The 24788-nt window shown below is 27.7% G+C and carries 32 protein-coding genes; 25 read left to right on the top strand and 7 right to left on the bottom strand.

The window, feature by feature from the left end; genetic code table 11:
- Window positions 1-3: 3 nt before the first annotated feature.
- From secY to BABL1_RS01860, 22 genes are all read left to right on the top strand, one after another.
- Window positions 4-1293 (top strand): preprotein translocase subunit SecY, encoded by a 1290-nt coding sequence (gene secY, locus BABL1_RS01950; RefSeq protein ID WP_023791706.1) that lies wholly within the window; start codon window positions 4-6, stop codon window positions 1291-1293.
- A gap of 10 nt (window positions 1294-1303) precedes the next feature.
- Window positions 1304-1993 (top strand): adenylate kinase family protein, encoded by a 690-nt coding sequence (locus BABL1_RS01945; RefSeq protein ID WP_023791704.1) that lies wholly within the window; start codon window positions 1304-1306, stop codon window positions 1991-1993.
- 16 nt (window positions 1994-2009) lie between these two features.
- Complete coding sequence (map, locus tag BABL1_RS01940) at window positions 2010-2759, top strand: type I methionyl aminopeptidase (protein ID WP_023791701.1); 750 nt, start codon at window positions 2010-2012, stop codon at window positions 2757-2759.
- 10 nt (window positions 2760-2769) lie between these two features.
- On the top strand, window positions 2770-3000 hold the full coding sequence (infA, locus tag BABL1_RS01935) for a translation initiation factor IF-1 (RefSeq protein WP_023791699.1): 231 nt from the start codon (window positions 2770-2772) through the stop codon (window positions 2998-3000).
- 19 nt (window positions 3001-3019) lie between these two features.
- Entirely contained in the window at window positions 3020-3136 is a 117-nt protein-coding gene (gene rpmJ / locus BABL1_RS05430) for a 50S ribosomal protein L36 (RefSeq protein ID WP_023791696.1), read from the top strand.
- 54 nt (window positions 3137-3190) lie between these two features.
- On the top strand, window positions 3191-3580 hold the full coding sequence (rpsM, locus tag BABL1_RS01930) for a 30S ribosomal protein S13 (protein ID WP_023791693.1): 390 nt from the start codon (window positions 3191-3193) through the stop codon (window positions 3578-3580).
- A gap of 41 nt (window positions 3581-3621) precedes the next feature.
- A complete protein-coding gene (rpsK, locus tag BABL1_RS01925) occupies window positions 3622-4005 on the top strand; it encodes a 30S ribosomal protein S11 (RefSeq protein ID WP_023791691.1) in 384 nt (127 codons plus the stop codon).
- A gap of 41 nt (window positions 4006-4046) precedes the next feature.
- Entirely contained in the window at window positions 4047-4598 is a 552-nt protein-coding gene (gene rpsD, locus BABL1_RS01920; protein WP_023791688.1) for a 30S ribosomal protein S4, read from the top strand.
- 48 nt (window positions 4599-4646) lie between these two features.
- Entirely contained in the window at window positions 4647-5702 is a 1056-nt protein-coding gene (locus BABL1_RS01915) for a DNA-directed RNA polymerase subunit alpha (RefSeq protein ID WP_023791685.1), read from the top strand.
- Complete coding sequence (gene rplQ / locus BABL1_RS01910) at window positions 5699-6058, top strand: 50S ribosomal protein L17 (RefSeq protein WP_023791682.1); 360 nt, start codon at window positions 5699-5701, stop codon at window positions 6056-6058. Before BABL1_RS01915 ends, rplQ begins: the two co-directional genes overlap by 4 nt.
- 222 nt (window positions 6059-6280) lie before the next feature.
- On the top strand, window positions 6281-7297 hold the full coding sequence (locus BABL1_RS01905; protein ID WP_023791680.1) for an ankyrin repeat domain-containing protein: 1017 nt from the start codon (window positions 6281-6283) through the stop codon (window positions 7295-7297).
- Between the two features lie 140 nt (window positions 7298-7437).
- On the top strand, window positions 7438-7587 hold the full coding sequence (locus tag BABL1_RS05495) for a hypothetical protein (protein WP_023791677.1): 150 nt from the start codon (window positions 7438-7440) through the stop codon (window positions 7585-7587).
- A gap of 35 nt (window positions 7588-7622) precedes the next feature.
- A complete protein-coding gene (locus BABL1_RS05490) occupies window positions 7623-7790 on the top strand; it encodes a hypothetical protein (RefSeq protein ID WP_023791675.1) in 168 nt (55 codons plus the stop codon).
- 36 nt (window positions 7791-7826) lie between these two features.
- Window positions 7827-9065, top strand: a complete 1239-nt coding sequence (locus BABL1_RS01900) for an ankyrin repeat domain-containing protein (protein ID WP_023791672.1) — start codon at window positions 7827-7829, stop codon at window positions 9063-9065.
- 326 nt (window positions 9066-9391) lie between these two features.
- Window positions 9392-9925 (top strand): hypothetical protein, encoded by a 534-nt coding sequence (locus BABL1_RS01895; protein ID WP_023791669.1) that lies wholly within the window; start codon window positions 9392-9394, stop codon window positions 9923-9925.
- Window positions 9926-10052: 127 nt separating this feature from the next.
- Entirely contained in the window at window positions 10053-10574 is a 522-nt protein-coding gene (locus BABL1_RS01890) for a hypothetical protein (RefSeq protein WP_023791667.1), read from the top strand.
- A gap of 35 nt (window positions 10575-10609) precedes the next feature.
- Complete coding sequence (locus BABL1_RS01885) at window positions 10610-11137, top strand: hypothetical protein (RefSeq protein WP_023791664.1); 528 nt, start codon at window positions 10610-10612, stop codon at window positions 11135-11137.
- A 110-nt stretch (window positions 11138-11247) separates the two neighbouring features.
- Window positions 11248-11919, top strand: coding sequence for a hypothetical protein (locus tag BABL1_RS01880; RefSeq protein WP_023791661.1), 672 nt, complete (start codon window positions 11248-11250; stop codon window positions 11917-11919).
- Window positions 11920-11948: 29 nt separating this feature from the next.
- Entirely contained in the window at window positions 11949-12572 is a 624-nt protein-coding gene (locus BABL1_RS01875; protein WP_023791659.1) for a hypothetical protein, read from the top strand.
- Between the two features lie 163 nt (window positions 12573-12735).
- Complete coding sequence (locus BABL1_RS01870; RefSeq protein WP_023791656.1) at window positions 12736-13131, top strand: hypothetical protein; 396 nt, start codon at window positions 12736-12738, stop codon at window positions 13129-13131.
- 122 nt (window positions 13132-13253) lie between these two features.
- Window positions 13254-13739: a hypothetical protein gene (locus tag BABL1_RS01865; protein ID WP_023791653.1), complete on the top strand. Its 486-nt coding sequence runs from the start codon at window positions 13254-13256 to the stop codon at window positions 13737-13739.
- A 134-nt stretch (window positions 13740-13873) separates the two neighbouring features.
- On the top strand, window positions 13874-14977 hold the full coding sequence (locus BABL1_RS01860) for an NAD(P)/FAD-dependent oxidoreductase (RefSeq protein ID WP_171814730.1): 1104 nt from the start codon (window positions 13874-13876) through the stop codon (window positions 14975-14977).
- A 34-nt stretch (window positions 14978-15011) separates the two neighbouring features.
- Here BABL1_RS01860 and brnQ read toward each other — a convergent pair whose 3' ends face one another.
- From brnQ to BABL1_RS01845, 3 genes are all read right to left on the bottom strand, one after another.
- Window positions 15012-16223, bottom strand: coding sequence for a branched-chain amino acid transport system II carrier protein (gene brnQ, locus BABL1_RS01855; RefSeq protein ID WP_023791647.1), 1212 nt, complete (start codon window positions 16221-16223; stop codon window positions 15012-15014).
- A gap of 378 nt (window positions 16224-16601) precedes the next feature.
- Window positions 16602-17795, bottom strand: coding sequence for a hypothetical protein (locus tag BABL1_RS01850; protein WP_171814729.1), 1194 nt, complete (start codon window positions 17793-17795; stop codon window positions 16602-16604).
- A gap of 147 nt (window positions 17796-17942) precedes the next feature.
- The gene (locus BABL1_RS01845) at window positions 17943-18362 is read right to left on the bottom strand and encodes a hypothetical protein (protein ID WP_023791642.1); all 420 of its coding nucleotides are present in this window, start codon (window positions 18360-18362) and stop codon (window positions 17943-17945) included.
- Between the two features lie 111 nt (window positions 18363-18473).
- On the opposite strand from BABL1_RS01845, the gene BABL1_RS01840 reads away from it, so the two are divergent.
- A complete protein-coding gene (locus BABL1_RS01840; protein WP_023791640.1) occupies window positions 18474-19682 on the top strand; it encodes an aminotransferase class V-fold PLP-dependent enzyme in 1209 nt (402 codons plus the stop codon).
- A 2-nt stretch (window positions 19683-19684) separates the two neighbouring features.
- On the opposite strand, the gene BABL1_RS01835 is transcribed toward BABL1_RS01840, so the two are convergent.
- The 3 genes from BABL1_RS01835 to BABL1_RS05235 form a co-directional block, all read right to left on the bottom strand.
- The gene (locus BABL1_RS01835) at window positions 19685-20494 is read right to left on the bottom strand and encodes an ABC transporter permease (protein WP_023791638.1); all 810 of its coding nucleotides are present in this window, start codon (window positions 20492-20494) and stop codon (window positions 19685-19687) included.
- Between the two features lie 13 nt (window positions 20495-20507).
- A complete protein-coding gene (locus tag BABL1_RS01830; protein WP_023791635.1) occupies window positions 20508-21458 on the bottom strand; it encodes an ABC transporter ATP-binding protein in 951 nt (316 codons plus the stop codon).
- A 116-nt stretch (window positions 21459-21574) separates the two neighbouring features.
- Complete coding sequence (locus BABL1_RS05235) at window positions 21575-22414, bottom strand: HAD-IA family hydrolase (protein ID WP_023791633.1); 840 nt, start codon at window positions 22412-22414, stop codon at window positions 21575-21577.
- A 137-nt stretch (window positions 22415-22551) separates the two neighbouring features.
- Between BABL1_RS05235 and BABL1_RS01820 the strand changes: the two genes are divergently transcribed.
- Both BABL1_RS01820 and BABL1_RS01815 read left to right on the top strand, forming a co-directional pair.
- Entirely contained in the window at window positions 22552-22917 is a 366-nt protein-coding gene (locus BABL1_RS01820) for an iron-sulfur cluster assembly scaffold protein (protein ID WP_023791630.1), read from the top strand.
- A 6-nt stretch (window positions 22918-22923) separates the two neighbouring features.
- Window positions 22924-24084, top strand: a complete 1161-nt coding sequence (locus tag BABL1_RS01815) for a DNA double-strand break repair nuclease NurA (RefSeq protein ID WP_023791628.1) — start codon at window positions 22924-22926, stop codon at window positions 24082-24084.
- Here the strand turns inward: BABL1_RS01815 and BABL1_RS01810 are convergent.
- A complete protein-coding gene (locus tag BABL1_RS01810; protein WP_023791625.1) occupies window positions 24081-24776 on the bottom strand; it encodes a DUF6629 family protein in 696 nt (231 codons plus the stop codon). The genes BABL1_RS01815 and BABL1_RS01810 overlap by 4 nt on opposite strands.
- Window positions 24777-24788 lie beyond the last annotated feature (12 nt).

Raw genomic sequence — 24788 nt, 5'->3', positions numbered from 1 at the left:
GCCGTGATTTTGTTAAAGAATTTCAGAAATATATTTAAAATACCAGAGCTTACCAAAAAACTTTTAGTAACTTTGGGTATTTTAATTGTGCATCGTATTGGCTCATATATTCCAGCTATTGGTGTAAATGGCGAATATCTTGCTCAATATCTGGCTAAATCTCAAACAGTAAGCGGTTTTCTTAAATATTTTGATATATTCTCAGGCGGTTCATTAGAAAGGTTTACATTATTCTCGCTTAGTATAGGGCCATATATTAATGCCTCTATTATAATGCAGATGTTAACTTTAACTATTCCATCGCTTGAGCAGTTATCAAAAGAAGGAGATTATGGGCGTAAGGTTATAAATCAATATACTAGGTATTTAGCTTTATTTATAAGTATAGCATATGCACTTGGTGCTGCTTTGTTTTTAAATCATCAAAATACGCTAGATCCTAATTTATTGATACAACCAGGTTGGGGTTTTATTTTTATATTTACTCTTTCTATTGCTGTTGGATCTATGTTTGTTATGTGGTTAGGAGAGCAAATATCACTTTTTGGTATAGGAAATGGCAGTTCCATGATCATATTTGCTGGAATTGTTTCTAGGCTTCCAGCGACAGTTTTAGCAATTGTTCAAGCTGGTATGTCTCATCCTATTAAAGTGTTATTAGTGCTTATCTTATTCATTTTAATTACAGGATCTATAGTATACTTGGAAAAAGCAGATAGAAAAATTCCTGTACAGTATGCAAGACGTATAATAGGTCAAAGAGTTTATGGTGGTCAAAGTACTTATATACCATTTAAAATTAATACATCGGGAATTATGCCTGTGATTTTTGCACAAGCTCTTCTTAATATACCTCCATTTCTTATAGGGATTTTAGGAATAAAATGGTTATCCAATGTATTTAGTCCTGGTGGAGCCTTATATAATGCTTTAGAGTTTGCTTTGATTATATTCTTTACATATTTTTATACGGCTGTGGCCTTTAATCCTACTGAGCTTGCTGATAATATTAAAAAAAGTGGGGGCTTTATTCCAGGTATTAGACCAGGAAAACAAACTGCTGATTACTTTGATTTTATTCTAAATCGCATAGGTTTAGTAGGTGCTGTATATTTAGGATTTCTTGCAATAGCACCTGGAATTTTAAGTCGCATTCTTAATATTCCATTTATACCAGGAACCTCTTTGTTAATTATGGTAAGTGTAGCATTAGAAATGTCTGCTCAAATTGAATCATACTTAATAGAACATAAGTACGAAGGGTTTTTAACAACAGGTAGAATAAAGAGGTAATTAACAAGAAATGAAATTGGATACAAGTAATATTATAGTATTTTTGGGACCGCCTGGTTCTGGCAAAGGAACTTTATCAAGATTATGTGTAAATCGCTTGGCATGGACTCAGTTCTCTACAGGCGATTTATGCAGAGAACATATTACAAATAAGACAGAATTAGGCAAAAATATAGATTTTATTATAAAATCTGGTAAACTTATATCTGATAGCCTTATTATAAAAATGGTTGAGAAAGAGCTTGAAAAACAGTTTAAGAATCAATCTAAAGTAATATTGGATGGGTTTCCAAGAACAAAAGAACAAGCTGTAGCTTTGAGCAATATATTAAAAGCATCTTGCTTCAATCAGGTGAAGTTAAATATTGTAAAATTAGATATTCCTGATTCAGATATAATTCTTCGTTTATCCAAACGTATGATATGTAGCGATAAAAAATGTCAGACAATATATTCACTTAGTGATATTTCTCTAAGACCAAAAGTAGAAAATATTTGTGATAATTGTTCATCTAATTTAATAAAGCGCATTGATGATGAAATCGATGCAATATTAGATCGTTTAAAAATATATCATTTACATGAGAATGATATTATTGATTTTTTCCATAATAAAGGCCACAAGATAATAACTTTATCTGTAAATAGGCCTGTTGAAGATATATATCGAGATTTTTTAACTAAATTAAACATTAACTAATAAAATTATTTATAAAATGATAACTATAAAAAATAAAGATGTAATAGAAAAGATGGCTGTCGCAGGAAATCTTTTAGCTCATATGTTCAAGGACATAGAAGCATTGCTTGTTGCTGACAATTCTACTTTAGAGATAGATAAGTGGATAGAAAATTATTTAAAGAGTAATAATCTAGTTTCTTGTTCTAAAGGCTATATGGGATATAAGCATTCAAGCTGCATCTCTGTTAATCAGGAAGTTGTTCATGGAATTCCTGGTAATTATAAATTAAAAAATGGTGATTTAGTTAAAGTTGATGTTTGTGCTTCATATAAATCTTATTGTGCTGATATGGCACGTTGTTTTTTTGTAAATAATGAGGCCTCTTTAGAAGCTAGAAATTTGGTCTCTGTAGCAACAGAAGCTCTTAATAAGGGTATAGATAAAGCTAGGCCTTTGAATAGATTAACGGATATTTCAGCGGCTATACAAGCTGAAGTTGAAAAGCATGGCTATGGTATAGTAAGAGAATTTGCAGGTCATGGAATTGGTAAAAAGATGCATGAAGATCCGGAGATTCTTAATTATGGTAAAGCGGGTTGTGGTCCTGTAATTAAAGAAGGTATGGCTTTTGCAATAGAGCCCATGATTACTATGAAAGATCATAGAATAGTTATTTTAAAAGATGGCTGGACAGTAAAAACAGCTGATAATAGTCTAGCAGCTCATGTAGAAGATACGGTAGTAGTTACTAATCAAGGGCCAAGGATAATAACGAGATTATAGGTAATGATTTATGAAATCTAATCAAAAAGATGATATAATTAAAGTTGATGGTATTGTAAAAGAAACTTTACCAAACGCTATGTTCAAAGTTGAGATTGAAGGTGGGCATATTGTACTAGCACATGTCTCTGGTAAGATGAGAATGAATTTTATTCGTATTTTGCCGGGTGATAGAGTAGCACTAGAGCTTTCTTTGTATGACTTGACTCGAGGACGTATTGTTTTAAGATATAAAAATTAATAAAAATTGAGGAATTAGCATGAAAGTAAGAACATCTGTTAAGGCGATTTGCAGAGACTGTCGTGTGGTTAATCGCAAAGGCAGGGTACACGTTTTGTGTAAGAAAAAACCTCGACATAAGCAACGTCAAGGTTAACAGGTCAACACAATTTACAAAAGTTGATATGATAAAAAGATAATTGAGGTATTTATGGCTAGAATTGAAGGTGTTAATCTTCCACGTCAAAAACGTATAGAATATGGATTAACATACATATATGGTATAGGTTTAAAGTCTTCTCAAGATATTTTACATAAGCTTAGCATAGCATTAGATAAGCGTGTAAAAGATTTAAGTGATGAAGAAGTTGCTACTATTCAAAAAGAAATTACTAATAATTACTTGACAGAAGGTGATTTGCGTAAAGAAATAAGGCAAAATATTCGTCGTCTTCAGGAAATTAATTCTTATAGAGGAACAAGACATAAAAAATCTTTACCAGCACGTGGTCAAAGAACAAAAACTAACGCTCGTACTCGTAAGGGTCCACGTAAAGCGGGATCTGCAGTTGCTTTAAAGCGTAAAGTTACTAAAAAATAATTAGTTTAAATTAAGTAATTTAATAAAGGTGATATAAAATAATGTCATATAAGAAAAAGACAAAAAAGCAGAAGAGACAGATAGACTCTGCTATAGCGCATGTTAAATCTACTTTTAATAATACTCTTGTTTCTATTACAACTGAAGATGGAGACGTTTTATTGCGTTCAAGTTCCGGGGCTTTAGGTTTTAAAGGTGCTCGAAAAGGAACTCCTTTTGTTGCATCCCAAATAGGAACAAACCTCGCTAAAGAAATGGTAGCAATGGGAATTAAGAGTCTTGAAGTTAATCTTCAAGGACCTGGTTCTGGAAGAGATTCGATCGTTAGAGCGTTTCAATCTTCCGGGTTAAATATCTCAACTTTAAGAGATGTTACTCCTTTACCACATAATGGTTGTCGTGCGCCTAAAAAGCGAAGAGTATAGATTGTATTAAAGAATTTAACGATGGATTTAGGAAACTCATAATGGAAAAGAAAACTAACACATCTGAACGTTCTTCTTCAAAAGTTGTAACTACTGGATATAAGCTTTCTGAATATGGTCGACAATTGAAAGAAAAGCAGAAAGTAAAAGAAATATACGGTATTAGAGAAAGACAGTTTAGACGTTTTTTTGATATTGCTTCTAGAGGACAAGAGGCAACTGGTGAAGCGCTATTAAGCTTACTTGAACGTCGTCTTGATAATGTTTTATATAGAGCAAAATTAGCTAACACTAGAACACAAGCAAGACAAATTATTGTTCATGGTCATATTTTAGTAAATAATAAGAAAGTTTACTCTCCTTCTTATTTAGTAAAAGTATCTGATGAAGTTACTGTATCATCAGTATCTACATCTAAGCCTGCTTTTATTGATCAAGTAGTTGATAAACGTTTAAATACAGCAGCTAAAGTTCCAGATTGGATTGAGCTTGATAAAAAAACTCGTAAAGGTAAAGTTTTAAGATTTCCTGTACGTGCTGATATTCAAATGCCAATTGAAGAACATCTTATAGTAGAATTGTATTCTAAGTAATAATATAAGTTCGTTTAGTGGGCTCTAAGTTAAGATTCAGGAGATTTAATGTCTAAAAAGAAGTATCAATCCTTAACAATTCCAAAGCTTGGTTGGATAAAAGAGACTTTAAGCAATAGTTTTGGTGAGATTATTGCTCAGCCCTTAGAGCCAGGTTTTGGTATTACTTTAGGTAATGCTTTAAGGAGGGTATTGCTAGGTGGAGTTGAAGGTTCTGCTGTGACATCTGTTATTATTAAGGGTGTTAATAATGAATTTTCATCATTACATGGTGTGGTCGAAGATACAATGCAATTATTGCTTAATATTAAAGAATTGGTGGTAAAAAATTCTACTGGTCAACCAGGCAAGATGTATTTAAATTTTAAAGGTCAAGGTATTGCAACTGCTGGAGATATTACTACAGACGAGCATTTAGAATTGGTAAATAAAGAACATGTTCTTGCTCATGTTTCACATGATGGAGAACTTGAAATTGAATTTTTTGTTGAATCAGGTAGAGGCTATCGTCCTGCTAATTGGCCAAGCAAAGCTTTACAAGAAGATAATAGAATTTATCTAGATGCTATGTTTTCGCCGGTTCGTAAGGTCACATTTGATGTACATAAAACTCGTGTAGGAGAGGAAATCGATTTTGATAAATTGATTTTATCGATTCAAACTGATGGATCTGAAACACCTGTTGATGTTTTACATTATTCTGTGTCTGTTCTTCGTACTCAACTTGAACATTTCCTTTTAGCTGCGGAAATTCCATTTAACGAAATATCTTCTACTCCAAGCGACGAAAAGCAATGCAAAGAAGTTAAAGGCGAGGAATCAGTGCTTAAAGGCATTCCTATTGATCTTTTACTTAAGCCGATTGATGAGCTTGAACTTTCAGTACGTGCTCATAATTGCTTAATTAATGCTGATATAAAGCGTATTTTAGATCTAGCTAATTTAACAGAAGATGATGTTTTAAGGATTAAAAATTTTGGTAGAAAATCACTAGGAGAAGTAAAAGAAAGCTTAAAATCTTTTGGACTTTCTCTTGGTATGAATATAAAAGAATCTGATATTAAAAAATATTTGGAAAGTAAAGAAAAGGAATCTATCTTATGAAACATCAATCAGGTAGAAAAAAACTTAATTTACCATCTCCTCATAGAAAAGCCATGATTAGAAATCAGGTTATTTCTTTGATTACTTACGGTCATCTTGTAACAACTAAAGCAAGAGTTAAAGAAGTAAGAAGAGTGGCAGAAAAGCTAGTTACATTAGCTCGTAAAGGTAAGCACTTTAATAACATTCGTTGTGCTAAAGCAATTTTACCATACAAAGAAGAAGCAATAGTAAGACTTTTTGATGAAATAGCACCACGTTATGTAAATAGACCAGGTGGCTATACTAGAATTATTCCTCTTGGAAAAAGAGTTAGCGATACCGCAACTATTGCAAGATTAGAATGGGTTATGTAATAAAATACATGTGCCTAATATAACTTATAGAATATAAAATTTATATTAAATATTTTTATAAAGTTATTTATATCTAGATTAAGTGTTTTAGATTTAATTAGATTAAAAATTCCCCAGCATAAAGTTGGGGTTTTTTATTTTAAATCTTTACCACGATTAATTATATAATTTAAGATTATAAATAAAATGATTTGTAAATCTTTAATATAGCTAAGTGGTTATATGTCAAAAATTATTATTTTTATTCTTATCTCTATTTTTTCTAATATTAATTTTTATTCTTTATCTATGTCTGAATCTATGCCTGAAGATTTAATACTTCCTGTGGAAATTAAACTATATATATTAAAAATAAATATAAAGGCCATTATGGATGAAAATGATATTTTTGAAGCTTTTGAGGAGCTATCTAAATTTTTGAAGACTACTTTTATACTAGATTCTGTGTTTAGAAGTCTTAAAAATGATTTAATATTATTTACAAAGGGTTATGCAAAAAATCGTTTTGCCCATGATATAGTAAATAATGATGATAAAGATCTAAATATTTTAAATTTGAAATTTAAATCAGTTTTAGAGGATCAACCGTCAGAATCTGAAATTGATATAGCTGAGCATTATACCCAGTGTGAAAAAGAAGCAGCAAAATTAATTATTGCTGGTGTAGATTTTAAAAATGTAATGATCAAATATAATTGTAATTATATGTTTCTTTTAACTTTTATAGTCCGTTCTAGGCATTTTATAAATTTAATTAACTTAATGGTTGCTTATGGATTAGATATTGATCAAAAAGATATTACTGGTCATACAGCATTAATGGATGTATTTTGTTATGATACTTATGTTCATAAAGAGCATATAATAAAATTATTATTATCAAAAGGTGCTGATATTAATTTTCAAGACAATGCTCGTGGATGGAATATTTTAATGTGGCTGATTATCAATACTGAAAGTATAGACAAGAAGACATTAAAAAAATTATTGTCATATGGTCTTAATATTAATGCTAAAGATAATTATGGATCAACAGCTTTACATTGGGCTGTTCAATACAATCAGGTCGCTACAGTTAGATTGCTTTTAGACTATAATGCAGATGAAAATGATATTTTTGGCTTAAGTGCCCGAGAGATTGCATTAGCAAAAGGTTATACTAATATAGTCAAGCTTATTGATAAAAAATCTTCAAAGAAAAATAAGTGTAAAAAAATAAAAAATTGTTTATTGTCTTAAAAATTCATAGCTTTTTTTATATTTCTGACATTTTACTTTTGTAATTCAAAGTACGTAGTAAATTATTCTAATTTGTAATTTTTAAAAATATTTTTCAAAATGAAGATTCTAAAGAGTCCTATGATAAAGCTTTGCATTTTTTGGAAGAAGTTTTATCAATAAAACCAGAACTAGTTCAATTTAAAGATTATTTTTTAGGTTTTATAGAAGAATGTAAAAGTGATACTTTAAATTTAGAAGTAAAACGTATTGAAGCTGTACTGGAAAATATATTTCAAGATAATGATTAGAAGAGGCTTGCAAAAAAGCTTCTGAGTACTTAACTTTGAGCTTAATTATAAACAGTGACTTAAATCAATTTTCTACTAATTTAATAAATTTCAAAGAAGAATGTAAAAGAAAAGCTCTATTAACAGCACAATTGAAAAATATATTAGAAGGACCTTATAGTAAGGAAAAAGAAGAAGAAGCTATACAATTAATAGTTAAGTGAGCTAATCCTAACGTATTAGTTAAGTACAAATATGGATTGTCACCTATATTATTTAAGATTATACGGTCTGATTTTTCTAATTTAATACCTAAGTTAATAAAATATGGTCTTAATATTAATGCTAGAGATAGGCAAGGTGAATGTATTTTAAGTAGAGCGATTGAAAAATGCGGTGAGCATAAAGCTTATTCTCCTTATACTGGGTGGAGTAATATTAATAGTAATTTTCTAGAAGCGCGACATAACCAAGATTTAGTAGAAATGTTAATCGACAATGGTGCTTATATTAATGATCGCGGCTTATTAGGAAGAACTCTTTTGATGGAAGCTACTATGTGGAAAGACTATAGTTTGGTTCGGCTATTAATTAGTAAAGGAGCAAATATTGATTTGCAAGATGATAGAGGAATGACAGCCCTAATGATTGCTGTAACTAAAAAGTCTCTCGATAGAGGAAAATTAATTGAATTTTTATTAGTGCATGATGTTAATATTAATATGCAAGATAATAATGGCAATACTGCTTTAATTCATCTAGTGAACTGTGATTGCTCGAAAGATAATGACCTAATAGATGCTATACAACTTCTATTAGGGTATGGGGCTGATATTAATATTAAAAATAATAATGGCGAATCAGCTTTAGACGTAGCTAATATAAACAATAATATTGGTGCTAGTAACTTTTTGCGTGATTATAATAAAAAAGATTTTGATTTTAAAAATACAGCTTCTATTAAGTTAGAGTTACTAAAAAAATTAAGAGAGCTATTTCAACAAAATGATGATTTATTTAGTTTGTTAGATAAAATTGAAAAATTATTAAATAGCAAAGAATGTATTGTGCTAAAAGACGATTTGCTAAACTATGCCAAATATTATTTAAAAAAACGTTGTGCAGCGGAATTTATAAATTTCAGCAAAGAAGAATTAAACGCTAATTTGAAAGTTATTTTAGAAATTAATTATACTGATCATGTTGAAGTAGAGGTGGCTAAATTGATTATTGCTGGAGCTAATCCTAATTTAATGGTAAATCATGCCAAAAAAGAGTGGCTTGTTAAAAAGTTATTAACTTTTGATTTTCTTGATTTTTATGCTAGAAATAATAAAGATCAATCAGCTCGTGATTTGGCATTGAATTGTGATTCTAATATTCTTACTTTAATTGATAATGCAATCGAAAACAATGATCAAAAAAAGAAAGAAGAATGGAATAATTCATACTTAAATCCCTCTAGCTATAAAGTGTACAAAAAGCTTTTTGATAAATAAGAAGTTCAACTATTATAGAGTTTAAAATGTAAAAAAATTACATTTTAAGTTAAATTATTTCTATAAGTTTAGATTAACGAGATACCTAAAATTTTTTAGGTATCTCTTTTTATATTTATAATATAGATGTGACAAGCAAACTACTTAAGCAAAACTAATGATATTTATTATCTAATACCTATTCAATTAGAGATTTACTTCTGACTCGTAACCCAGTTGCAAATAAATTTTAAATCTATAATATTTTATATAAAGTGTTAAAAGTGTTTTTAGCATAAAATTAAAAATTATTAATAAATTTAAAATAAAATAATTTGAGGTAAAATATGAGTATGGTTAAAAAAACAGCTTTGTCTTTAGCATTATTATTACCGTTTAGTAATGCTTTTGCTTTTGTTGATTTTGGAAGTTTGGTTAAGAATAATCCAAAGGCTATACTTACTACTGCTATTGCAGGTACGGCGGCTGTTACAGGTATAGTTTCTTATAAAAAGAATAAAAAATTCAAAGAAAATGTGGATAAAAGAGCTTTAAAAGTCAAAGATTATTCTCAAGATAAATTAAAGCAAATTAAGTCTAAATTTGATTTAATTGATAAAAATAATTTGGTAATTGGAACCGCTCTAGCGGGATTATTAGGTACAGTTATATATTTACAATTAAATAATAATGCGAAGCTTAAAAATATAGACGTACGTATAAATGAGATAAATGATTCTAATAATAAAAAATTTCGTTCTATAAGCGAAAATCTTAATGGTTTGCATAGTTATGTAAAAGGAAATATGCAAAATCTCCAGGGTATGTTCAAAGGTATTAACAATAAATTTAATGCTATTAAGGGTAAAAAGCGCAAATAGTTAACCAGTTGCAAATAAAAAATTAACAGGTATTATATTAAATATAAGCTTAAATTTAATATTTAATTTGAGTTGATAATAAAAACAATAATCTAAAATTAATTCATAATTACGGAGGTAAATAAATATGAATAATTTGAAAAAGACAATGTTAGCGTTGTCACTATTAATTCCAGTAAACAGTGCTTTTGCAATATCTTGGAGTATTCCTACTTTGCAAAGTGCGAAAGATATAACAAAAAATACTTGGAATGCTATATCTTCTAAAACTTCAGAATTATCTGAAAAGTTTAAGGATTTTGCATTTGTTAATTCATCTAGATTACAAGATGTAATTAAAAATAATTCTAAAAATAGTGCTGTTCTAGCTGTAATAGCTACGGGTTTAACTGCTACAGGAATTGCGTATAATAAAAATACAAAATTTAATAGAGCGGTTAATGATAAACTTTCTCCAGTTAAGAGATTTGCAAATAACAAGTTGGCAGCTATTCAAAATAAGTATGCTGATTTAAAAGAAAAATATAATGTAACTGATGCTCAAGAAGCTAAAGCTAAAAAAGTTGCTAAGTATACAGCTCTTGCAGGAGCCTCTACAGCAGCAGTTTGGGGTATTGCTAATATTTATAATAAAATTAAAAATAAGTAAGAAATATATTGAATTATATAAACGAGGTAAATAATATGAATAATTTAAAAAAATATATGCTAACTTTAGCTTTATTAGTTCCAGCAAATAGTGCTTTTGCAGCGTGGAATGATTATATACCTACTTGGGAAAAGATTAAAGGTAGCGCAAAAACAGCTGGTAATTATGCGTACTCAAATGCAATTAAGGGTGCAAATGCAACAGCTCAAGCAGGAAAAGCTTCTTTTGATTATGTAAAGGGCTTAAATAAGTCTACAAAAGTAGTTTTAGCTTTAGGTACTTTAGGAACAACTGGTTTTGCTGCTGCTTATAAATATAACAAGAATTTTAAAGATGCTGTAAATAATAAAGCTGCTCAAGCTAAGAATTTTACAAAAGATAAGCTTAATTCTTTAAAAGCAAAATATAATTCTTTAAAAGATAGCTATAGCAAAATGGATAAAGCTAAAAAAGCTAAATATACAAAAATAGCTGCTGTAACAGGCGCAACTGGTGTAGGTCTTATTGCAGGTTATAAATTACTTGGTAAATATGTTGAAAAATATCATTTGCCTAGCGTGTAATAAGAAATAATCAAACAAGGCCCTGAACTCAGGGCCTTGCTATTAATATCTTTTCTTTTTAATGATTTATTTTAAAAATTAAAATATCAAATATTTATTGGAGGTTGATTATGAATATGAGATATATACTCACATCTTTACTTTTCTTTAGTTTTACTAATTCTTTGTTTTCTATGGAAACTTCTTCTGAAACTCCTACAGTACGTTCTACTCCTCGTTGCCCAACAGATATTCGAACACCAGAGGAAATTGTGGAAGATCTGGGGGAAGGACCAGCTAAGAGATTATTCTTTTTGATGAATTCGAAACCTGAGGATTATGAACCTGAGATTCAAGCCACTAGATTTATACATACTCCAACAGGTAGAGGAATGATGGTTGCTGCAGCAGTAATTACCTTAGGCGGTGGATATTGGCTTTATAATAAATTTTATAAAATAAGAACTCCTTTAAAAAAAGTTGAAACAGATCAAGCAAGTCAAACTACTCAAGATGATATTTTTGACTTTATAGCCGAAAATCAAGAACCAAAAGTACCAAATGGTGTTCAACATAGATTTGATAACTTAGGTTTTGAGCAATTATTTGATAAACTTATAGCTACTTTATCTAATGATCAATGGCACATGTATGATGATATGGATGATAAATTGATAAGAATTCATGGTAATCCATTGATTTTGAAAGATAAAGATTTTGAGCATTTTTTATGCGCTCTTAACGAAGAACAAAAAGCTATTGTTGAATTAATGATAGAAAAATTTACTTTAGAGAAAAAGTAAATTAGTTAGAAATATGTGGAGGCAAAATTATGTTGAATAATAAGTTATTAGTAATTTTACTTTCAGCGATTATACCCTTAAATTTTAGTACTAAATTATATTCTATGGCAGGTCTTGTAAGAAATGTTGTGAATAATCGAGTTCAAGCAAATAAAAATAGTGATAGAAATTCTTTATTTACGCTAATTGATTCTCCTGCTTCTCGGCAAGATTTTGTTGTTCATAGGCATTCAATTTTAGGAGTAATGAACAAAGCTAATAATAATTCATCTCAAGAGATAATTTCAGTAGATGACTCTCAAAATAATAGTAAGAAATACTTATTAGGAGCTTTTGCTTTAGGAGTATCAGCTTTTGGTCTTAAAAAGTTATACAGTTACTATAAAAGCAGAACTAGATTTCATAATATTATTGTTGAAGATATGAAAGAAGATATTAAGTTAACTAACTTCAAAAATTACTTAAGCAATTTAACTTCAAGTTTAACCCATGATCAATGGGCACAATACCAAGATGTACATAATGTTATTAATCAAGCTTTAGAAGGTAATTTTACTTTAATTCAAGATCCGTTGTTCTTTTCTATATTGAATAATGAGCAACAAGGTTTAGTGACTGAAGCAATTAAATCTTATAATATTAATATTATATAAATTTATTTTTTAGGCGCCCTATTTAATGGGGCGCTATTTTTTTTATTTCTTTCAAATTGTCCGGGCTTTTTTTATTTTTTTTTATTTTGATATATTATTATTAAGTATAATAATTTTATTATAAAGTTTTGTTTTTGAATTAGAAAATATAAAGGATTATAAAATGATGAAATTTAGATCTATATTTTTAGTTGGGTTGTTTTCGTGCGGTAATATATTACCTGTAGAATCTTTTAATTCCACTTTAAGTAATGTTTGGAATAATTTTAAAAATGTTATTAACAATAAAAATTTTTATTATCCTGTTACTATTTTAACTGGAACAGGCATAGTATCTGCTATTTTATATGAAAATAGTGAAATTTTTAGAGAAAAAGTAACAAGTATAAAAAATAAAGCCGAAAATATAATAAGCGATGATATAGTTATTCCTGCTGTAATTAAATGGGAAGAGATAAAGGACGAAGGGCTTAATGATAAAGAAGCTACAGTTTTGTCTATTGCAGGTGGATTACTGTTAGGTTCTGTTGCATATTATATTACTTCAAGAAAATCTTAAGGCATATTCAATTAGAGCTCTTTAAGGTGTTTGATTATATTTGACCTGTTGAAAATAAATATTTAGCAAAATGTGATAAATAATTATTAACATTGATATATAATTACGTAGGTAATTTAAATATGAGTAATATTAAGAAAAGTATATTAGTGTTCTCTTTAGTAATATTAACAAACCCTATTTTTGGTGGTTCTAATATAATTGAGGATACAAAAGCTAAACAAAGTTTACCTCAAAACTCTATTAAACATAAGCAGTTACGTAATTTGGCTTTATGTACAACAATATTAGGAGCTACAGGGTTAATTGTATTACATGGAGATAATTATAAGAATATATCAGCTAAATTTAATGAGATTATGAAATCTAAATTCGATGGTAGAAAAAGTGCTGAGCTTAAAAAGTATGCTAAATTAACCGCTGTGGGAACTTTAGGTGCAGGAACTGCTATATTGGCCTATAATAATTTAAATACTATAGGAGAATTTTCGTATAATAATAGAGAAACTTTTTATAAAATTATGAAACAGATTCGTTCAACTCTTTCAACTAAGCAGAAGCCTGCATTTTCAATTAATACCCCTTCTTTTAAAATGAAAATATCTTAAAATAATTTTTACAAGCAATTTTATTTTAAATACAAACGAAAGCAAATATTAATATTTGCTTTCGTTTTTTAATTGAGTTATTTTTTCTTAGGTATTTTATGTTTTTAAATGAAAAAGAGAGGTCAATAATGTATATGATTAAAATAATGAATATTTTTTTAATATTTTCTTGTTTTGTTTCTATTTTCAGTTCTAATGAAAGAGAAAGTTTGCCTTCAAGATTATATAATTTAGATCTTAATAGTATTGCTAAAAAAAATAATATTGTTCCTATAGTAGTTATAGGCTCGGGACCTGCAGGATTAACAGCAGCTCTTTATGGAAGAAGAGGAGGAATGCATACTGTTGTATTTACAGGTAACTTGCCAGGAGGACAATTAACTCAAACTACTTATATTGAAAATTGGCCTGGTATAAAAAAGGCTTTTGCAAATGATATCATGGATGGTCTATTTGAACAAGCTAGAGATTTTGGAGTTACTATAATTGAAGATGTTATTACCAGTGTTGATTTTGATAAATGGCCTTTTGTTTTGAATACTGAATCTGGAGATAAGATTAATGCTCTTTCTATAATAATATCTACTGGCGCTGCTCCAAGAAAATTAGGAGTTGAAGGAGAATTAGATTATTGGGGTAGAGGAGTTTCTTCTTGTGCTGTTTGTGATTGTCATTTCTTTAAAGATAGAGATGTTGCTATTGTAGGTGGAGGTGATAGTGCAGTTGAAGAAGCTATGCAGCTTGCACCTTATGCTAAAAATATATTTATTTTAGTTCGTGACGTTAATATGAAAGCTACTAAGACATTGCGTGATAAATTAGAAGATTTTGAAAATATAAAGGTTATATATAATAAACAGGTATTAAAAGTTCTAGGCGATGGAGAACTAGTTAACGGCTTAGAAGTTAAAGATAGTATAACTCAAGAAGTAAGTACTATGAAAGTCGATGGTCTATTTTTAGCAATAGGTCAAAATCCTAATACTGAACTCTTTGAAAAGTCTTTATCTCTTAATAAATTTGGTTATATTACTATTGATCCGGTAACTCAAGAAACTTCGGTAAAAGGTGTTTTTGCAGCGGGTGATGTTGAAGATGCTGAATATCGTCAAGCAATAGTTGCAGCTGCAGCTGGATGTAAATCTGCTCTTCGTGCTGTTAAATGGCTTAGAGAAATAGGTTTGACCGATAAGAATATCAAAAACTTGTCTAAAAATTATTTTAGCTATAAAGATTAAATTAAAAGGCCTAGTTTTACTAGGCCTTTTTTTATTATACTTTTTCTATTAAATTTTTAGATTCTTTTAATATGTTAATAAATTTAGGACCGTAGAAATAGCTGCTTATAATTAAAGTAATTAAAACAGGTATTTTAACTGGCTTAAATCCCCATAATTTATATGCTAGATTGCAAAATGTTAAAGTAATTAATACTGGATATGCTATAGATATTAAAGGTGCAGAGAATTTAAGTAAAGGCCCTAATTCAAATTGTGACATAAATGTTGCTGTTACTAGTATTATTATTAAGCAATTTATATAGGATAATCTATTCTTGGTTATACCGTTTTTTAAGTATTCACTAACTACCGATGTAAGAGCAATAATAGTAGTTAAACAAGCAAGAAATACAGTTGCTGCTAAAACTAAAGCTCCTTGAGAACCAACTATTTTTAGTATGGTATTTATAAATATCTTTCCTTCATCAAGAGCTGCAAATTCTTTACCGTGCCACGCTCCTAAATAGGCTATGCCGCAATATACCAATGCTAATAGTACTCCAGCAATTAAGCTTGAGATGCTCATTATTTTAGCCATGTATTTTGGATTTTTTGTTTGATCTTTTTCTAAAGTACTGTAAAGAATTGATATAACTATAGAAGCAAAAAATATTGTTCCTAGTAAGTCTAAAGTATTATATCCAATTAAAAAGCTTTTTGAAAAAACCTGCCAATCTGGTAAAACAGTTTTTATAGTACCATCTTTAAGCCAATAACCTATTGAAAATATTCCTGATAATGAAAGTAATAATAAAGGACTTAATATTTTACCTATTGAATCTAATAACGAATTTTTTTTATAGGTAAATATAAAAGTAATTATACTAAATATTGTGCTAAACAATAATAAAGATAAGTGATTTCCTACAAAAGGTCTTACTATTTCATAAGAAAATGTAATAATTCTCGGCATTGCTACTAATGGTCCAATTATAAGCATACATAAAGCTATCAAAATATTTCCTGGAACTTTGCCTATTCTATAAAAAAAGGCTCGATAATCTCCATTAAAAAATACCATGCTCATTAATCCTGCCATAGGTATCAAAATACCACTTAATATAAATCCAATTAATCCTATAGCTGTTTTATCTCCAGAGATAACTCCTATTTTCATTGGAAATATTAGATTTGCAGATCCAAATAACATTGCAAATATAGCCAATCCCGTTTTAAGTATTAAAGATTGCGAGTACTTTTTCATCGATTTACCCTTTATGCTTTATGTTTGATAATTAAATAGAATTAATTTTCTATTTAGATTTTAATTGATAAAATTACAAATTTAATTTGTTATGTTTAATTTTTAATAAATATATTATAGCTATTATAATAAACTTAAAGAGAAAAAATTAGATTTTTTTGATTATAATTGAACGACCCAACAGGCCATAATAAAATTGGAATTAATAAGTCCGGAAATAGAAGAGACTAGAGTATTTAAAGAGTTTATTGTATTAAATATTTGATTGTTTTTGTTTTTTGTATAATTACGCCTATACATAAATAATCCTTTGTATTTAGGTATCTTAAAAATCTTGTAATTACAAGTCTATATAATTTTTAGTATTAAATCAAAAAATTATGTTATTAAACTTTGTAAAGCTGCTAATATACCTACTCCAAGTCTCGTTGTTTCATCAGTATTGGTATATGGTTGCCAACTTGATTTTGCATATTTTTGTATTTTATTAAGTACTATTTCTAAATTATTTGTCTGGGAGATTATTTTATTATTTATAGTATCTGTAGCTAATATATTGAGTTCTTGATTATCTGCTAAAATAGAGATATCTATTTGATTAGACTGATCGGTTTGATCTACTAAATATAAAAAGATTGGTGTTAAAATAGCAATTGGCAAGGGATCTAAAAATGAACATACTTCTTCTATTTCTGGTTTTACTTTAGTAGGCCAACTACTATATCTATTGAAGTACCAAAAATTAAAATGACCAAAGATCATAGCATCATCTTGAGCAAGCAATCTGATATCTATAATCTTTTGATAGTAATCTAATTTATATCTACTATTATAATTATATAAATCTTTAAATGTTCTAAAGCTTTGGCTACTTGATGTTGAAAATGAATCATTATGTTGTACTTGATCTGCTTGAGAGTAAAAGTTATAAATTTTTTTGAAAATTTCATCATGAGCAAATAGTGCAGTTTCTTCTTGAATAGGAGTACCATAAAGGACTAATTTATCTATCTTTAAACTTTCTTTATATATATTTTCTGCATCTGATAAATATAGTGCTACATTTCCTCCATGACTATAAGCACAGATAGTTATTACGGGCTTATATCCTTCTTGAAGATATTTTTTAATGATTTTATTAAGTTCATGATATAATAAATGACCAGCTTCTTTTCTATAGTTATCACTCAATATTCCAGAGAATCCAAAAGTATAATAATCGCTATTTTTATTATGATTTATATATTTAGATAGCATATCATAAGCACCTATTGCTTGATAAGCTCCTTTTTTACTATGAGCAGGAATTAAGTTAAATTGAGAATATTGATAAAGAATAGTAGAGTCAATCTTTTTTAAACCTTCCTCTAACATAATCGAGTCTTCATATAAAACTGGATCTTGGCGCAATCTCTTTAAGCATTTATAGTATCTATCATTAGGGCTTACAGTTTGATTGTAGGTTTTAAATGGGTTTAATAAGGCTAGTCCAGGCATAAAAGTACCATGGATAAATATAGTCACATTTTTGACTGATTTTTTTGAATGAATACTAAGATGAGTGGATATCAAAATCAGTATTAATATGTATATTAATGTTTTTAACTTTGAGCGTAATTTTTTTGGAATGAGCATATTCTTTATCTATTATAATAATCTATTAATTTAAAAATAATAAATTTTATTAAATAAATCAAAAGGTATTATACTATAATTAAGCTATTCAATATTAAAATTATCTTGTGATGCAGTTAGGAGAATTTCATTTTTTTGGCTATCCATTAATTCTTCGATATTGATAATTAAATCTATTAAAGTATCTTTAGGAATATCAGTTTGATATACTTTCTCTAGCTCTTCTATATTTTTGATTTCTTCAGGCTTATTTATCTCTCTTAAGTTTATTACCAAAAATTGATCTCCTTTTAGATGAAAGGTATAGTCAAAATTTTGATCTGAACTAGTTATATGATATGTCTCGTGTTCTGCAACAGTAGAAATATCATTAAGAATTTTATAAAAATATTTTCTTAATTTTTTATCAATAAGAATTTGTGCTATTATGTTTAATCTCTCATCATTAGATTCAGAGATAAAATAAGTATTATTTAGATCTTTATTAATTACTAGTTTTGACATAATTATTTCCTAAAATTTAATTATACTTAATTTATAATAATTCTTTTATTAATTGCAATATTATATTAGACTTAATATAAATTAATTATTTAATTAATATAATTTAAAAAAATGCTAAATATAAGAAAAGATTTTCCCTACTTAAAATCAAAAGAGTTAGATTCTATTATTTACTTTGATAATGCATCTACTTCTCAAAAACCTTATCAAGTTATAGAAGCTATATCTAATTATTATGCATATCATAATGCGCCTGTTCATAGAGGAATTTATTCCAAATCTGAGCAAGCAACTACTTTATATGAAGAGTCAAGAGAGACTGTTTCTAAATTTATAGGTGCTGATAAAGATGAAATTATATTTACTAAAGGAACTACTGAGGGTATAAACTTTATAGCTCAATCTTGGGCTTCTTATAATTTAAAACCTGGTGATGAAATTATTATCAGTAAACTTGAGCATCACTCTAATATTTTACCTTGGATTAGATTAATGCAAGAGAAAGATATAGTGCTTAAGTATATACCAATTACTAATAATTTTGAGCTTGATTATAAAGCTTATACTAAATTATTATCAAATAAAACTAAATTAGTCTCTATTACTAGTTGTTCTAATGCGGTTGGATCAATTACTGATCTTGATTTTATTATAAAACATGCAAAAGTATATAATGCAAAAGTATTAGTTGATGCTGCTCAAACTATTGGACATAGAGATTTTAATCTTAAAAACTTAAATATAGATTTTTTAGCATTTTCGGGTCATAAGATTTTGGGTCCTACTGCAATAGGGGTTTTATATATATCTAAAGATATGCAAAAAGAAGTAAGACCTTATCAATTAGGCGGAGGTATGGTCTTAGATGTTAATGACTATGATTTTATTTCATTAAATCCTCCTAATTGTTATCAAGCAGGAACTCCTGCTATTGCTCAAGCTATAGGTCTATCTCAAGCTATAAAATATATAAGTGACAATATAGATTATGATTTGCTAAAAAAACATGAAAGTGCTTTATGTGCTTATTTGATTCAAGAGTTATCTAAGTTTGATCATATAAAGATTTTAGGTCCTAAAGACCAATTATCAAATTCTGGTCATATTGTTAGTTTTGTCTCTACTTTATATCATCCTCATGATATTGCTTTTTATTTAGATCAATTTAACATAGCAGTTCGAGCAGGTAATCATTGTGCTCAACCTCTTTTTAAGAATATAGGTATTAATGGTTCTGTAAGAGCAAGCTTTTATATTTACAATACATTTGAAGAAGTTGAAACTTTAGTAAAAGCACTTAATAAGCTCTTTAGAAAATAAATCTAATAATGTCCAATTATGCCTTTATTTTGAACCCACTTTTGACAGAGCATAAATACAATTAAGCCTAAGGCAAAATATATAAAAGAGTTAAATATCAGAAAAATTAAACTTGTATCATATAAGCAATCAAGTAAGGTTTTATTGTTAAAAATTAATTCTCTTATTACAATTATTCCTTGTGTGCTAGGTAAACTTCTACTTATCTGTCTTAACCAAAATGGCATATTCTCTATTGGTAAAATCGAACCATTTAGAAACAGTAAAATATTGGTAATTAGATATGCAAAAGATTGGGTTTTTTTAAATATTATTCCAAATCCAGCAATGATTAATGAAAATCCTACGATTCCAAATATAGTGATTATAAATACCAAAAGAGAGGCTAAATTAAAGGGAATATAAGCACCAGTTATAGCTACTAGTGTTAATAGTATTAATAAGTTTTGCAATGTCCAAAAAGGTATATTAGCTATATATCTTATTATTAATTTGCTATAAAAAGGGTTAGGATTTAAAAATAATTGTTCAAGAACTCCAGTTTGAGAGCTTTCAGATATAAAATATGTAGTGTCCCAAATAAATAGATAGGCATAGAACCATATAAAATAACCAATAGCAAGAGGGCCTATTTTTTCTGAGGTCAAAGAACCATTATCAAGTAATAAAATCCACCAAACAAAATCTAAGATAGAAGTTATAGTATCTGCTAAGGCACTCCATTTATAATATCTATACATTAAGCTTATTAGATTTATGTCATTTAATATTAGTATACTTATTTTGTAAAATGAATTAAGTATATTTTTCATTATTAACCGTACTTTATTTTTTAGAAAGTAACATAAAAATATCTTCAAGATTATATTTAATCTTATTTATAGATAAGATTTGTAAGTGATTGCTATATATGACTGAAATTTTATTATAAAGCTCTTCTTGACTTGATATAATTCCGGTTAAGATAATTTCATTTTCATTTCTTTGTATATCCATGCTTGGTAAAAGTACTTTTAAAGTTTCTTGACAGTTATCCAAATTGTTAGAGGATATAATTATTTTGTAATACTCTTCTTTAAATAATTCTAAAAACTCCAATATATTTTTATCAGCAACTAATTTGCCTTTATTCATAAAAATAATTCGATTACATATTTTTTGAGCAATATCTAATTGATTAGTAGTTAATATTATAGTTTTATTTTCTTCTTTTGACAGTGCTTTGATCCAGTCTTTAAGATTTCTTGATGATTCCAAATCTAATCCAAGAGTAGGTTCATCAAGTATAATTATTTCAGGATTAGAAATTAAAGCACAGGCAATTGATAGTTTCTGCTGGTCTCCTCTTGAAAGTTTATTAACTATCTCATTTTTTACTTTTAACAAATCTAATTCTGTTAATAATTTATCTATTTGATTATTTAATATATTTTTATTTATTCCTTTAAGGCGACCAAAATATATCAAATTTTGTTGAGGAGTAATTTGCCAAAAGAGATTTCTACTTCCCTCAAGTACTACTCCTACTTGTTTCATTGCATTATTACGATCTTTCTTAATATCAAATCCGTTAAGCTTGATTTCTCCGCTTGTAGGATTTATTAAGTTGCATAGAATCTTAATGGTTGTAGTTTTCCCAGCTCCATTTGGACCTAGAAATCCAACAATTTCTCCTTTGTCTATATTTAAAGTTAGGTTATCAATTGCATGGAAAATTTGATTATTATTAGAATAGTATGCCTTAACTATAGATTTTAATTCAATTGCATAGTCCATTGAATCCTTATTTTATAATAAAATTACATAAGCTAAATTATCTTAAGATATTATAAAATAAAATAGCAGCTTAATTAATATATAAGCTGCTATTTTTAAATCAAATAAGTAAATAACTATATTAGTTTTTGAGATTTTAACTCTTTTTCAAGTTGCTTAGTACCTTTATAAAAAATAGTCTTTATTCCTGCTTTTTCAGCGGCTTTTAGATTATCTTTTTGATCATCTATGAAAGTACATTCTTTAGGATCTAAATTGTATTTTTTGATTATATGATCATATATTTTAGGATCTGGCTTTAATAGACCTATATCGCTTGATATAACTATATTTTCTGGTTTAAAGTATTGAAACACTTTTTTAAAGCGTCTTGATTTTTTTAAGCAATTAAAGGTTTTTGCATCGAAATTAGAAAGGATAAATAATTTGTGATTTTTTTTAGCACATTTTTCAAGGAGTTTAATATTTGATTTGATAGGTTTCATGTTTTTTGCAAGCTCTTTAGAATTAAACATAGCTTCTATGCTATTTTTTATAATTCTTTTATGCCTATCGCTTGAGAAAAATTTAGAATTTTTAGGATCATCTATAAATTGATTAACTTCTTTAGAGATTTGTTGGCTATCTTTAGAGCCTTCAAGCCAATTACATATTAATTCTGGTAATAGCTGTTCATTATATGTTGGATGATGTGGTCTGTTAGTAGGCTTTTTTATTTGATTTAATATTTTAAATACTTGATCTTTTATCTCTATTGGGCTACTCCAGCTAAACAGTGAGTGAAAAAATAGATCACCCATTCCTATTTGACCTGCCATTGCCAATTGATCAATCTCTAGTAAAGTATCTCCTAAATCCCAAATTATTACTTTAGAATAAGCAGAATTTACAAATATTAATGTTGCTAAAGCAACATAATAGAAATGTTTTTTAATATATTGATTAATTTTTAACATGAAAAATCCTTATAATTATGTTATAATATTAATTAAATAGCATAGTGCTATTTATTATTTTACAGCATTATAATAATAATGCAAATGCCCTATTTGTTGATAAATATTTTTTGATATTAGATTATTTGTAAATTTTTATGAGTTTGTATAAAAAAAAATTGTTTGAGCATTATCAAAACCCGAGAAATTATGGTGTTATTGAAGGTTATAATTTTAAAGCAGAATTAACTAATTTTTCTTGTGGAGATAGTGTATTATTTCAAGCATTAGTAAATAATAACTGTTTTGAAAAGATTGCTTTTCAAGGTCAAGGATGTATAATTAGTCAAGCGACTGCTTCTATGTTGACTGAATATATAATTAATAAAGATTTTGATTTTGTTAAAAATTTATCTAAAGAAGATATATTAAACATGATAGAATTAGATTTAGGACCTATGCGTTTAAAATGTGCTCTATTGCCATTAGAAGCTTTAAATATCGGTATAAATAATTTAAAGTAATATTATATGCTTGATAAAAATAAGTTGATATTAAAGCTAAATGAATTTGTTCCTAAGTATTTTTTTAATATTAATCAGGAAGTAGAACTAGCTCGTCAATATTTTGATTGGTTAAGAGAACACCAAGATCAAATAAGGTTAATTTTAAGTCAAGAAGCTAAATATACTATGCCTGATTATATAAATAATATAGATCAGGTCAAAGATCTTAATTTAGATAATAAATTTTTATTGTATACAGTTATCTCAGTTGATGGCTCTCAGATATATCCCGATAGGCATTACGGAATATCTTGTTTTTTGCTTAATTTGGGGTTAGTTCAAATAAATTATTTAGATCCTGTATCACAAGTTAACTTCAGTTCTGTTCCATATCTTTATAAGGAAATACAAAATACTGAACATTTATCTCAAGAAATTATAAATTGTAAGCGTAATGAGCTTGAAATTCAAAAGTGTCTTGAATTAAGTATAAATGCTAAAAATTATTCTAAAAATATTATTGCTTTACTAGATGGTACTCTTATATTTAGTCATTTAGATAGTAAAGATATTAAAATAAGAGATTATTTTTTATCAAGATATATTAAAGTTCTTGATGAATTTTACCAAAAACGCATTCCTGTATTTGGTTTTATTAGTTTTACTAAAAGCAAAGATATAGTAAATATTATCAAAAACGGTATTTTATTATCTATCATTCCTGATCTATCTTATGATTATTTACACTCTTCTTTAGATAATAATTTGACTGAGAAAAATCTTTTAGACAACGTAGTTGATTCTGATTTAATGGATCATATTTTAAAGCCATTTTGTAGATCAAATATATTTTTGAGCAATACAAAAATTTTAAATTATTATCCTGATCATTTAAAGATAAATTTCTGTTATATAAATATAGAAAGTGAAATAATAAGAGTCGAATTTCCTTCCTGGCTTTCTCAGGATCTTGAATATCTTGATAGTTTACTTAAGTTGATTATCGATCAATGTAAAAAAGGACAAGGCTATCCTGTTGCTTTATCAGAAGCTCATGAGCAAGCAGTTGTTAAGAGTATCGATCGAGAATTTTTTTTCCAAATGATTCAAAAAATAAGCTTAACTAATAAAAACTCTCTAAAAATGTCTAAAAAAAGCTTAAAGAAAAAATTTGTTAGTATTTAAATTTTATTTAGATTTTTGTATCTATTAAGTACAGTCAAATAGTTTTCTTTTATATTTTGCCACTTAATAATAACGTAAACCGATAAGCTCAATAGTGCTGCAAAAAAGCACCAAACAGAAGTTAAATAATTATACCAGCATACATAAGATATTAGACATGAGAATAAAAGTAAGGTTCCAAATATTTTCATGCTTTTTCTTGTTGAGATAAAAAATGGCAATATAGTTGTCATACCATAAACTGTTAATGCTAAATTATAGTTTTTATAAAATGGTACATGAACATTATAGTAAATATGTGAGCATTCGATAGCCACAAAAACCTGCTCTTTTAATAGTACTACAAAAAATAAAATAGCCCATGCAAGTCCCAGTGATAAAAGTATTTTTAAATACCATCTTCTATTTTTATCTTCTTCTAAATTATAAAGAGATAAAGGAATAACTATAGGCCAAATTATAAGTGCAAAATTTAAAAATATATAAGATAAAGCTTTTATTAAAATATGATTGGTACTAAAATTGTCTTTTAATAACCAAATAAGTCCTTCACTAAACTGTTGAATAGAAAACATTAGTGGTATAAGTGCAAAAAGCAATTGCGTCTTTTTTTTTACTTGTTTTAAAGTAGCTAAACCGATAAATCCAAGCGATATAGAGGCAATAAAACTTGCTTTTGCAGAAAAACACATAATCTAAACCCA

Source organism: Candidatus Babela massiliensis (assembly GCF_000513475.1).
GTDB classification, from domain to species: Bacteria; Babelota; Babeliae; order Babelales; family Babelaceae; genus Babela; species Babela massiliensis.
This window is presented reverse-complemented; position numbering and strand designations above follow the sequence as displayed.

Bases quoted from the DNA above. Each gene is read 5' to 3' on its own strand.
- BABL1_RS01945 (WP_023791704.1), top strand. From the start codon at position 1,304: ATGAAATTGGATACAAGTAATATTATAGTATTTTTGGGACCGCCTGGT.
- map (WP_023791701.1), top strand. From the start codon at position 2,010: ATGATAACTATAAAAAATAAAGATGTAATAGAAAAGATGGCTGTCGCA.
- infA (WP_023791699.1), top strand. From the start codon at position 2,770: ATGAAATCTAATCAAAAAGATGATATAATTAAAGTTGATGGTATTGTA.
- rpmJ (WP_023791696.1), top strand. From the start codon at position 3,020: ATGAAAGTAAGAACATCTGTTAAGGCGATTTGCAGAGACTGTCGTGTG.
- rpsM (WP_023791693.1), top strand. From the start codon at position 3,191: ATGGCTAGAATTGAAGGTGTTAATCTTCCACGTCAAAAACGTATAGAA.
- rpsK (WP_023791691.1), top strand. From the start codon at position 3,622: ATGTCATATAAGAAAAAGACAAAAAAGCAGAAGAGACAGATAGACTCT.
- rpsD (WP_023791688.1), top strand. From the start codon at position 4,047: ATGGAAAAGAAAACTAACACATCTGAACGTTCTTCTTCAAAAGTTGTA.
- BABL1_RS01915 (WP_023791685.1), top strand. From the start codon at position 4,647: ATGTCTAAAAAGAAGTATCAATCCTTAACAATTCCAAAGCTTGGTTGG.
- rplQ (WP_023791682.1), top strand. From the start codon at position 5,699: ATGAAACATCAATCAGGTAGAAAAAAACTTAATTTACCATCTCCTCAT.
- BABL1_RS01905 (WP_023791680.1), top strand. From the start codon at position 6,281: ATGTCAAAAATTATTATTTTTATTCTTATCTCTATTTTTTCTAATATT.
- BABL1_RS01895 (WP_023791669.1), top strand. From the start codon at position 9,392: ATGAGTATGGTTAAAAAAACAGCTTTGTCTTTAGCATTATTATTACCG.
- BABL1_RS01890 (WP_023791667.1), top strand. From the start codon at position 10,053: ATGAATAATTTGAAAAAGACAATGTTAGCGTTGTCACTATTAATTCCA.
- BABL1_RS01885 (WP_023791664.1), top strand. From the start codon at position 10,610: ATGAATAATTTAAAAAAATATATGCTAACTTTAGCTTTATTAGTTCCA.
- BABL1_RS01880 (WP_023791661.1), top strand. From the start codon at position 11,248: ATGAATATGAGATATATACTCACATCTTTACTTTTCTTTAGTTTTACT.
- BABL1_RS01875 (WP_023791659.1), top strand. From the start codon at position 11,949: ATGTTGAATAATAAGTTATTAGTAATTTTACTTTCAGCGATTATACCC.
- BABL1_RS01870 (WP_023791656.1), top strand. From the start codon at position 12,736: ATGATGAAATTTAGATCTATATTTTTAGTTGGGTTGTTTTCGTGCGGT.
- BABL1_RS01865 (WP_023791653.1), top strand. From the start codon at position 13,254: ATGAGTAATATTAAGAAAAGTATATTAGTGTTCTCTTTAGTAATATTA.
- BABL1_RS01860 (WP_171814730.1), top strand. From the start codon at position 13,874: ATGATTAAAATAATGAATATTTTTTTAATATTTTCTTGTTTTGTTTCT.
- brnQ (WP_023791647.1), bottom strand. From the start codon at position 16,223: ATGAAAAAGTACTCGCAATCTTTAATACTTAAAACGGGATTGGCTATA.
- BABL1_RS01845 (WP_023791642.1), bottom strand. From the start codon at position 18,362: ATGTCAAAACTAGTAATTAATAAAGATCTAAATAATACTTATTTTATC.
- BABL1_RS01840 (WP_023791640.1), top strand. From the start codon at position 18,474: ATGCTAAATATAAGAAAAGATTTTCCCTACTTAAAATCAAAAGAGTTA.
- BABL1_RS01835 (WP_023791638.1), bottom strand. From the start codon at position 20,494: ATGAAAAATATACTTAATTCATTTTACAAAATAAGTATACTAATATTA.
- BABL1_RS01830 (WP_023791635.1), bottom strand. From the start codon at position 21,458: ATGGACTATGCAATTGAATTAAAATCTATAGTTAAGGCATACTATTCT.
- BABL1_RS05235 (WP_023791633.1), bottom strand. From the start codon at position 22,414: ATGTTAAAAATTAATCAATATATTAAAAAACATTTCTATTATGTTGCT.
- BABL1_RS01820 (WP_023791630.1), top strand. From the start codon at position 22,552: ATGAGTTTGTATAAAAAAAAATTGTTTGAGCATTATCAAAACCCGAGA.
- BABL1_RS01815 (WP_023791628.1), top strand. From the start codon at position 22,924: ATGCTTGATAAAAATAAGTTGATATTAAAGCTAAATGAATTTGTTCCT.
- BABL1_RS01810 (WP_023791625.1), bottom strand. From the start codon at position 24,776: ATGTGTTTTTCTGCAAAAGCAAGTTTTATTGCCTCTATATCGCTTGGA.